Genomic DNA, 8,719 nt, shown 5'->3' with positions numbered 1-8,719 from the left:
AGACAGGGGGCGGGGTGCGCAACGTGCTGGTGGGTGCCGCGCTGATCGGCATCCTGCTCAACGCCATGACCATCATCGACATTCCGCTGCTCTATCAGAACCTGATCAAGGCCGCGATCCTGCTGGCCGCGATCATCGTCGATGGGTTCATCAATCCGCGCGACGAGCAGACTGCGCAGCAAGGCGATATCTAGACTGACGCGAACGGTTGGGGCCGGCCGCGAACGACAACGACCAACCCAGAGGATGTGACATGAAAATCATCAGGACATTTATGGCTGCCGCGACAGCGCTTGCCGTCTCCGCCTTCGTTGCGCCAAGCTTCGCTGCCGAGGATCCGGGTCCGGCCGCCTATTCGCAAGCGCTGAAGGGCAAGCGCGTGATGCTGGTGCCGATGGCGATGGGCTTCGACCTGGCACAGGGCTGGGCGCATTACCTGAAGACGGAGGTCGAGGCCTGGGGCGGCGTGTTCGAGACGCGTGACCCGAACTGGGTGGTCGATGCGGGCGCGCAGGCGATAACCGACGCGATCTCGTCGGACACCAGGCCGGACGTGCTGATCATCCACTCGCCGGACCTCAACTCCTATGCGAAGCTGATGAAGAAGGCGCAGGCCGCCGGCACCTATGTGCTTTTGGTCGACAATCCGGCGAACTTCCCAGCCGATGCCTTTGTCGGCAGCGACTGGGATCGGCTCGGCCAGCTGGAAGCCGAAGCGGCGATCAAGGGTTGTGGGCCGAATTCTTCCAAGAAGATCGGGCTAGTGCAGGGCGACCAGGCCAACTCGTCGAGCCTCTACCAGTATGCCGGCATCATGAAGGTGCTGGACAAGAACCCCGACTTCAAGGTCGTGGCCAAGCCTGACTCGAACTGGGATGCGACGACCTCGCGCAACGTGACGACCACGATGCTGCAGCAGAACCCCGACATCTGCGCAATCATCGATTTCTGGGACGGCGACGCGACCGGCGCATCTGCTGCGATCCGCGATGCCAAGCTCGAGGGCAAGGTGTCCCTGGTCACCACCGGCGGCGGCGAGAAAACCGCCGACTGCGACAAGCTGCAGGACGGCACCTATGGCGCGGTGGTGATGACCGACCTTGCCCGCCAGTCGGGCGACATGAACGCCGTCATAAAATTCCTGTTGCAGAGTGGCCAGCCGGCCGGCACCTCGCACACCTACATCTACACGCTGGAGAAGGCGACGACCAAGGCCGACCTCAAGCCGGACAGCTGCTGGGACTTGAAAGCACTGCAAGCCCAAGCTGCGGCCAAGTAAACCGCGGGTCCGTTCCAAGCATCGACGAGGTGGCCGGACCGGGTTCGGCCGCCTCTTTCTCTCTTTGAGTGGCAGCAGCAACCGATGTCCTTTCGCGAACGCCTTCAATCCTGGCGCTACAATCTCGTGCCCGACCACCTTGTCGGCGAGATACTGAGCAAACGCTGGACCGACAACGCCATTCCGTTCCTGGCGCTGGTGGCGACGCTCGGCGTGTTCGGTTCGATCATTCCCGGCTTCTTCAAGCCGATGTCGCTGCAGGAATCGACCCGCCAGCTCGGCGAATTTTCGCTGGTCGTCACCGGCATGACCGTGGTCATGCTGGGCGGCGGCATCGACCTTTCGGTCGGCTCGATCTTCGCGCTGTCCTGTTTTTCGGCCGTGTTCGTCTTTTTCATCCTCGAACAATCAGTGTGGCTGGCGCTCGCCGCCTCGATCGCCACCGGGCTGCTGTTCGGCGCGATCAATGGCTATCTGATCGGCTATTTCCGGTTGCGCGCCTTCCTGACGACACTGGTCACCTTCATTTTCGGGCGGGCGCTGTTCGACATACTGGTCACCACCTATGCCGCCGACGTCCAGCTTTCCGATGCCACGTCGGATGTGCTGGACTTCATCGGCGACGACACCTTCTGGGGCCTTTCGGTTGCGGTGTGGGCGGCGATTATCCTGGCCATCATTACCCATGTCGCGCTGACGCGCTCGCGGCCCGGTTGGCATGTGCAGGCGGTGGGCGGGTCGCGGCGATCGGCCCACAATGCCGGCATCCGCGTGCGGCGCACCGTGTTCATGACCTATGTGTTTTCCGGCTTCTGCGCCTCGCTCGGCGGCTTCCTCATCGCCTGCCGGCTGAGCGGGGCAGGGCCGGGCACAGGCCTCAACCTCGAGGTCATGGCACTGACCGCGGCGGTCGTCGGCGGCGTCAGCCTGGGCGGCGGCCGCGGTTCGGTGATCAAGGGGCTGATGGGCGCGATCATCGTGCTGACGATGACCAACGGGCTGATCCGGCTGGGCTATGGCACGGGCACCAACCAGATGGTGCTGGGCATCATGCTGGCCGTCGCCGTCACCATCGACATTCGTTGGCTGAAGAACCGCCACAAGGTGCTGGACGAGGTCTATGTCGCACCGGTCTATTTGAAGATGGCGACAACGCAGTCGGCGGCACCGGGCTCCGGCACCCCTTACGAGCTCGACAATCGGCTGTCGGAGGCCGACCATATCGGGCTCGGCGAGCTGGAAGGGCCGGAAGACGTCATCCTCGACCGCGACGACCATCTCTATTGCGGCACCAGGCATGGCGAGATCGTCCGTTTCTTCGCGCCGGACTACAAACGCTCGGAGGTCTTTGCGCATATTGGCGGCTTCCCGCTCGGCCTGGCCTTCGACAAAACAGGCAATCTGATCAGCTGCGTCGGCGCGATGGGCCTTTATTCGGTCTCGCCGGAGCGGGAGGTGAAGCGGCTTTCGGCGGAAACGTCGCGCTCCTGGACCTCGATCGTCGACGATGCGCGGCTGCGCGACCCCAATGATTGCGACATCGCGCCGGACGGCCGCATCTACTTCACCGATTCCACCAAGCGTTATGACGCGCACGACTGGGCGCTGGACTCGATCGAGAACCGTGCCACCGGGCGGCTGCTCGTCTACGACCCGAAGGAAGGTTCGACCAAGACGCTGCTCGACGGCTACCGCTATACCAACGGCGTGTGCATGGCACATGACGGCAAGTCGCTGTTCTTCGCCGAAAGCTGGGCCTGCCGCGTGCACCGCTATTGGCTGGAAGGGCCGAAAGCAGGCAGCGCCGAATGCGTCATCCGCGACATGCCGGGCTATCCCGACAACATCAACCGCGCCTCCGACGGCAACTATTGGATGGCCTGGCTTGGCATGCGCACGCCGAGCTTCGACCTGTCGCTGCGCCATCCCGACATGCGCAAGCGCATGACGCGGCGGCTGCCGCAGGACGAATGGCTCTTCCCTAACATCAACACCGGCGGTGTGGTGAAATTCAACGAGAAGGGCGGCATCGTCGAAGCGATGGGCGACCTGTCGGGCGCCGCGCATCCGATGGTCACCTCAATGCGCGAGCACAAGGGTTTTCTGTTCGTCGGCGGCATCCTGAACAACCGCATCGGCCGCTACCGGATTGCCGGTGCCGATCCGAACTGGACCAGCCCCGCTTCCTACTGGGGAGCGAAGCCATAATGCTGGATCCTATCCTCGACATCTTTCGCGGCAAGGCGGTGACCATCCCGCCGCTCGATGGCGCCTTCAGGCCGAATACGCTGCTGGACGATGCTCCGGCTTTTGCTGGCCTGACCGAGCCCGACAATCTGCTGGTTGCCGACGGCCGGCTGTTGGCCTCCAGTGGCAACGCCATCTACAGGGTCGCCGCCGGTGCCGCGCCTGTTCTGGTCGAGACATTTCCGGCCGCAGTCACCGCGCTCGCGCGCTCGCCCGCCGGCGAACTGACGGTTGGGCTCGAAAGCGGCAGGCTGTTGATTGCAGGCAGGGAAGTCGCCCTACCGGCCGGGATCGGCTGCATTACAGCACTCGCCTACGCAGAAGATGGCACGCTTTGGCTGGCCAATGGCTCGGCCGACCACGGGCCGTCGCAATGGGCCGCCGATCTGATGAAGAAGGGCGCTTCCGGTTCGTTGTGGAAGCGCGATCCGGCAAGCAGCGAATTCCGCAAGGTCGCCGGTGACATCGCCTTTTCCTATGGGCTGCATCCAACCGGCAAGGATGTGCTGGTCAGCGAGAGCTGGCGGCACCAACTTATCCGCTTCGATGGCGCGACGGGCAGCCGCTCGACGCTGCTGGCGCATCTCCCCGGCTACCCCTCGCGCCTATCGACTGCCGCCGAAGGTGGCGCCTGGCTGACGCTGTTTGCGCCCCGCAACCGTCTGATCGAATTCGTGCTGCAGGAAACGCACTATCGAAACGACATGCTGGCGCAAGTGCTGCCGCAGCACTGGATCGCGCCGGCACTCGCCTCCAACCGCAGCTTCCTTGAGCCGCTGCAATGCGGCGGCATCCGCACCATGGGCATCCACAAGCCTTGGTCGCCGAGCCGCTCCTACGGGCTGGTGGTCAGGCTCGACCGCGAGATGCGGCCGCAGTACAGCCTGCACAGCCGCGCCAACGGCACGCGCCACGGCATTTGCAGCGTGGTGGAAAAAGACGGCCGCCTGTTCATTGCCTCGAAAGGCGGCGATTGCCTGCTGGCCATCGATATGGCTTCCGAAGGGCATCGCTGATGGAACCCATCGTCCGCCTGGAGCACGTGACCAAGACCTATCGCGGCGTGCCTGCGGTGAAGAATGTCAGCTTCGAGCTGCGAAAGGGCGAGATCCACGCGCTGCTCGGCGAGAATGGCGCGGGAAAATCGACACTGACCAAGATCATCGCCGGCGTCGTCGACGCGACATCGGGAAAGATGTTCCACAACGGGCAGGAGATCGCCTACGCCTCGCCGCACGCAGCCCTTGAAGCCGGCATCGCCATGGTGTTCCAGGAGACCAGCCTGGTGCCGTCGATGACGGTGGCGCAGAACCTCTATCTCGGCACCGAGAGCTTTCTCAACCGGCTGCGCGGCACCTACATCTCGGCGCAGCAGTTCCTGCAGTCATTGAACTTTCCCGTCGACCCGAACGCCATGGTAGCGACGCTGGGCGCGGCCAAGCGGCAGATGGTCGAGATCGCGCGTGCCGTCCACCACAATGCCGAGATCATCATTTTCGACGAGCCGACGGCGACACTGACGCCGGAGGAGAAGCGGCACTTCTTCGCCCTGATCCGCCGGCTCAAGGCAAGGGGTGTGTCGATCGTCTTCATCAGCCATGCGCTCGAAGAGGCACTCGATATCGCCGACCGCATCACCATCCTGCGCGACGGCGAACTGGTGATCACCGACGATACCGCCGCTTTCGATCGCGACAGGATCGTCGCCGCCATGGTCGGGCGGACGCTGTCGGGACAGCTCTACAACCAGCGCGACGAGACCAGGCTGCGCAGGGCCGGCAAGAAGGTGCTGTCGGTGCAGGACATCTCGATGAGCAATGTCGTGCGCAACAATTCCTTCTCGATCTTCGAGGGCCAGATCACCGGCGTCTTCGGGCTGATCGGCTCGGGTCGCACCGAGACATTCAAGATCGTCTCCGGCATCTACAAGCGCGACTTCCTGCGCGGCGGCACCATCGAGCTGGACGATAAACCGGTGCGTTATCTCGTGCCGAGCGAGGCGGTGGCGGACGGCATCGTCTATGTCACCGAAGACCGCAAGAGCGAGGGGATTTTCGAGACGATGGACGTTGCCGAGAACCTGTTCGGCGGCTTTTTGGCGGCTGGACGGGAAAAGAGCTGGGTGGTCAATGCGCAAGAGATGCGGGCGCTGTCGGCCGAATGGACGAAGACGCTGAACGTCAAGGCGATCAACGACAATGCGCGGGTGGTCGAACTTTCCGGCGGCAACCAGCAGAAGGTGGTGATCGGCAAGGGGCTGGTGCAGAAGCCGCGCATCGTCATCTTCGACGAACCGACGCGCGGCGTCGATGTCGGCGCCATCGCCGAGATCCACCAGATCATCAACCGGCTCGCCGACGAGGGCCTGGCCGTCGTCGTCATCTCGTCCTACCTGCCGGAGATCATGAACCTGTCCGACCGCATCCTGGTCTGCCGGCAAGGCCGCATCGTCGAGGAGTTCTCGCCGGCCGAGGCGACGGAGGAGAAGATCATGTATGCGGCGGTGCATTAGGGCGATGCGTACGTCGACAATTGGCCGAGTCGCCAGTCCACTCGTCATCCTAGGTCGCCGCGACGGAGCTTCGCTCCTGCTTCGCCCAGGGATGACGAAGTTGAGGGGCTTCGGCCGGCCTTCAAGGCCTTGCCTCAGCGCGTCAATTGCTGATTTATCCGAGGCGATTAGCCGCCTTTTCTCAAGACCTGATTCAACGACCTCGCATGATGATTCAAACGAAAAGGAGCCTGCCCATGGCCACCACAAGACTTATGACCGATGCCGAGGTCGAGGCGATTCCCGCCGTGAAGGCCGTGTTCGACGACATCCGCGCGACGCGCAAATCCGACTTCGTCAACAATTTCTGGCGCGGGCTGGCCAATGATCCGGTCTCGCTGAAGCGGGTGTGGGAGCAGCTCAAGGCGGTGATGGTCGCGGAGAGCGCCATCGACCCGCTGACCAAGGAGATGATCTACATCGCCGTCTCGACCGCCAATGGCTGCTCCTATTGCGTCCACTCGCATACGGCGGCGGCGCGGGCCAAAGGCATGACCGACGCGCAGCATGGCGAACTGGTGTCGATCATCGGGCTGGCCGGGCAGACCAACCAGATGGTCACCGCGATGCAGATCCCGGTCGATACTCAGTTCGAGGTGAGGTGAGGTGAGGTGAGGTGAGGGGCGGCGCGGCGCCTTCCCTTCTCCCCTTGTGGAGAAGGTGGCCGAGCGAAGCTCGGTCGGATGAGGGGTGCCGGAAGGATCGTTAGCTTGGAAACGTAAGTGCTTCAAATCGCCGAGATTTCCTCCGCCGAGTTTCTTCCAGCACCCCTCATCCGTCTCGGCGCTACGCGCCGATCCACCTTGTCCCACAGGGAGAGAAGGGAAGGTCTGCGCGCCTCACACCGGCCGGTAGACCCGCTCCGCCGTGTTCCAGAAGATATCGGCCTCTGCCGCCGTGCCGTGCTTGCCCACCGCTTTCCTGTGCGCCCTGATCAGCTCGGCATGGCTGGTCCACAGCTTCTCGATCGGGAAGTTCGAGCCGAACATCAAATGGTCGCTGCCGAGGATGTCGATGGCGGCGTCGACGATATAACTGATCAGCGCCGGGTCGTTGCGGTGGACGAAGGTGCCGAGGCCGGACAGCTTTGCATAGAGGTTGGGCGCCGCTGACAGCGTGCGCAGGCCGGTCTTCCACGCCTCGGTGGTCTCCGGCTCCATGTCGGTCAGCATGCCGGCGTGGGTGAGGATGAAATTCGTCTTGGGGTTCTCGCCGACAAGCGTCAGCCCATCCTTCATCTGGGCCGGGAAAAGCTGCAGGTCGAAGGATAGGCCGTAATCCTTCAGCCGGGCGACATTGGCCCGCACCTTCGGGTCGATGACCTGATCGGCCGAGGCGGCGAAGCGGAAGGCCGGCGTTTGGTGCCAGTGCAGCTGCATACGCACGCCGCGCAACAGCGGATATTTTTTCAGCCGGTCGATCTGGGGACGCACATCGTCGACCGTCATGTCGGCATAGCCGACGATGGCGTGCGGCCAACCGGTTTCTTCCGCGGTCTTCTGCAGGAAAGCGACCTCTTTTTCGAAATCTTCCTTGGCCCAGTTGGTCTGGACATAGATCGCCTTCTCGACGCCCGAGCCTTGCTGGTCCGCGAGGAATTCCTCGATCGGATAATCGCGGCGGATCGGCTCGTAAGGGCCAAAGATGCGTGGCACCATCGGTCCGACGAGCCAGGGCTGGTCCTTTTGGCGCCAGATGTGGAAATGCGCGTCGATCGCCTTCTGCATCACAAAACCCTTTTCCAGATTGCCGCGGCCGCCGGAGCTGGGCGGGCGAGCGACAGGATGAACTCGGTGAGACCGGCGATTGAGGAGCCGTCGACCAGATCGTCGAGCACCGGCAGGATCGCGCGAAGTGCCGCCGTTGCCGGCCGAAAGCGTGGATCGCCGGCCAGCGGCGTCGCCAGCGAAAGCCGAAAGGCGCGGGCGCTCAGCCGGCGCATCGCCATTTCCAGCTCGGCATGGTCGCCGCGCTCCAGCGCGTCCGACAGGATGACGAGCGCCGCCCCGCGTGCAAAAGCGGAGAAGCGCGGCACCGAGAGGAGGGCGAGCAGCGTCGGTCCCATGCGGGTGCCGCCGTCCCAGTCGTCGACCTGGGCAGCGGCGCGGGCCAGCGCCTGATTGCGGTCGCGAATGCGCAGCGCCGAGGTGATACGGGTCAGCCGTGTGCCGAAAGTGAAGACCTCCGCCCGGTCGGCGCCTTGCACCGCCGCGTGTGCCAGCTTGAGATAGTCCGATGTGTAGAGCTTCATCGAGCCGGACACGTCAATCAGCATGAGAAGCTTGCGCGGCACTGTCTGCCGCCGGCGCAGCAGCGGCGAGGGGATATCGCCGTCGGCACTGACGATTTCGCGCAGCGAGCGGCGCAGGTCGAGCTTGCCGCGTGCATTCGTGCGCACGGTGCGGAAGGAACGGCGGGCGGGCAAAGCGGTGGCGAGCTTGCGGCGGAAGGCGGCAAGCCTGTCGCCATCGCGCTGGAACTCGCGGACGCTCAACTGTTCGCTGGCCGAAGACAGTTCGCCGCCTTGCTCCTGGCGAACCACCTCGATTTCTTGTTCGCTGGTTTCGCCGTCATCCTTGATGCGGGTTTCCTCGTCGCTGTCGCCTTCGACCAGCGCCTCTCCGTCCCCATAGAAATGGCTC

7 protein-coding genes and 1 pseudogene are annotated in these 8,719 nt (G+C 63.7%); 6 read left to right on the top strand and 2 right to left on the bottom strand.

What is annotated here, in order from left to right; all coding sequences use genetic code 11:
- The 6 genes and pseudogenes from E5W70_RS28735 to E5W70_RS28710 form a co-directional block, all read left to right on the top strand.
- Positions 1 to 194: pseudogene (locus E5W70_RS28735) on the top strand (ABC transporter permease); the annotation flags it as partial.
- A 59-nt stretch (positions 195 to 253) separates the two neighbouring features.
- Positions 254 to 1,279 (top strand): sugar ABC transporter substrate-binding protein, encoded by a 1,026-nt coding sequence (locus E5W70_RS28730; protein WP_292664683.1) that lies wholly within the window; start codon positions 254 to 256, stop codon positions 1,277 to 1,279.
- An 84-nt stretch (positions 1,280 to 1,363) separates the two neighbouring features.
- Positions 1,364 to 3,487, top strand: a complete 2,124-nt coding sequence (locus E5W70_RS28725) for an SMP-30/gluconolactonase/LRE family protein (protein ID WP_292664682.1) — start codon at positions 1,364 to 1,366, stop codon at positions 3,485 to 3,487.
- Positions 3,484 to 4,542, top strand: a complete 1,059-nt coding sequence (locus tag E5W70_RS28720) for a hypothetical protein (RefSeq protein ID WP_292664684.1) — start codon at positions 3,484 to 3,486, stop codon at positions 4,540 to 4,542. The genes E5W70_RS28725 and E5W70_RS28720 overlap by 4 nt, the downstream gene beginning before the upstream one ends.
- Positions 4,542 to 6,038 carry a sugar ABC transporter ATP-binding protein gene (locus tag E5W70_RS28715; protein WP_292664681.1) on the top strand — a complete coding sequence of 499 codons (1,497 nt, stop codon included), beginning with the start codon at positions 4,542 to 4,544 and terminating at the stop codon, positions 6,036 to 6,038. Before E5W70_RS28720 ends, E5W70_RS28715 begins: the two co-directional genes overlap by 1 nt.
- 236 nt (positions 6,039 to 6,274) lie before the next feature.
- The gene (locus E5W70_RS28710; RefSeq protein WP_292664680.1) at positions 6,275 to 6,682 is read left to right on the top strand and encodes a carboxymuconolactone decarboxylase family protein; all 408 of its coding nucleotides are present in this window, start codon (positions 6,275 to 6,277) and stop codon (positions 6,680 to 6,682) included.
- Between the two features lie 234 nt (positions 6,683 to 6,916).
- Here the strand turns inward: E5W70_RS28710 and E5W70_RS28705 are convergent, their stop codons facing one another.
- Together E5W70_RS28705 and E5W70_RS28700 are read right to left on the bottom strand one after the other, a co-directional pair.
- Positions 6,917 to 7,804 carry an amidohydrolase gene (locus E5W70_RS28705; RefSeq protein ID WP_292664679.1) on the bottom strand — a complete coding sequence of 296 codons (888 nt, stop codon included), beginning with the start codon at positions 7,802 to 7,804 and terminating at the stop codon, positions 6,917 to 6,919.
- A partial coding sequence (locus E5W70_RS28700) for a VWA domain-containing protein (RefSeq protein WP_292664678.1) occupies positions 7,804 to 8,719 on the bottom strand: 916 nt, incomplete at its 5' end. The genes E5W70_RS28700 and E5W70_RS28705, both read right to left, overlap by 1 nt.

Origin of the sequence: Mesorhizobium sp. (assembly GCF_005063415.1) — a bacterium.
In the GTDB taxonomy this organism is placed as follows: Bacteria; Pseudomonadota; Alphaproteobacteria; order Rhizobiales; family Rhizobiaceae; genus Mesorhizobium.
This window is presented reverse-complemented; position numbering and strand designations above follow the sequence as displayed.

Bases quoted from the DNA above. Each gene is read 5' to 3' on its own strand.
- E5W70_RS28730 (WP_292664683.1), top strand. From the start codon at position 254: ATGAAAATCATCAGGACATTTATGGCTGCCGCGACAGCGCTTGCCGTC.
- E5W70_RS28725 (WP_292664682.1), top strand. From the start codon at position 1,364: ATGTCCTTTCGCGAACGCCTTCAATCCTGGCGCTACAATCTCGTGCCC.
- E5W70_RS28715 (WP_292664681.1), top strand. From the start codon at position 4,542: ATGGAACCCATCGTCCGCCTGGAGCACGTGACCAAGACCTATCGCGGC.
- E5W70_RS28710 (WP_292664680.1), top strand. From the start codon at position 6,275: ATGGCCACCACAAGACTTATGACCGATGCCGAGGTCGAGGCGATTCCC.
- E5W70_RS28705 (WP_292664679.1), bottom strand. From the start codon at position 7,804: ATGCAGAAGGCGATCGACGCGCATTTCCACATCTGGCGCCAAAAGGAC.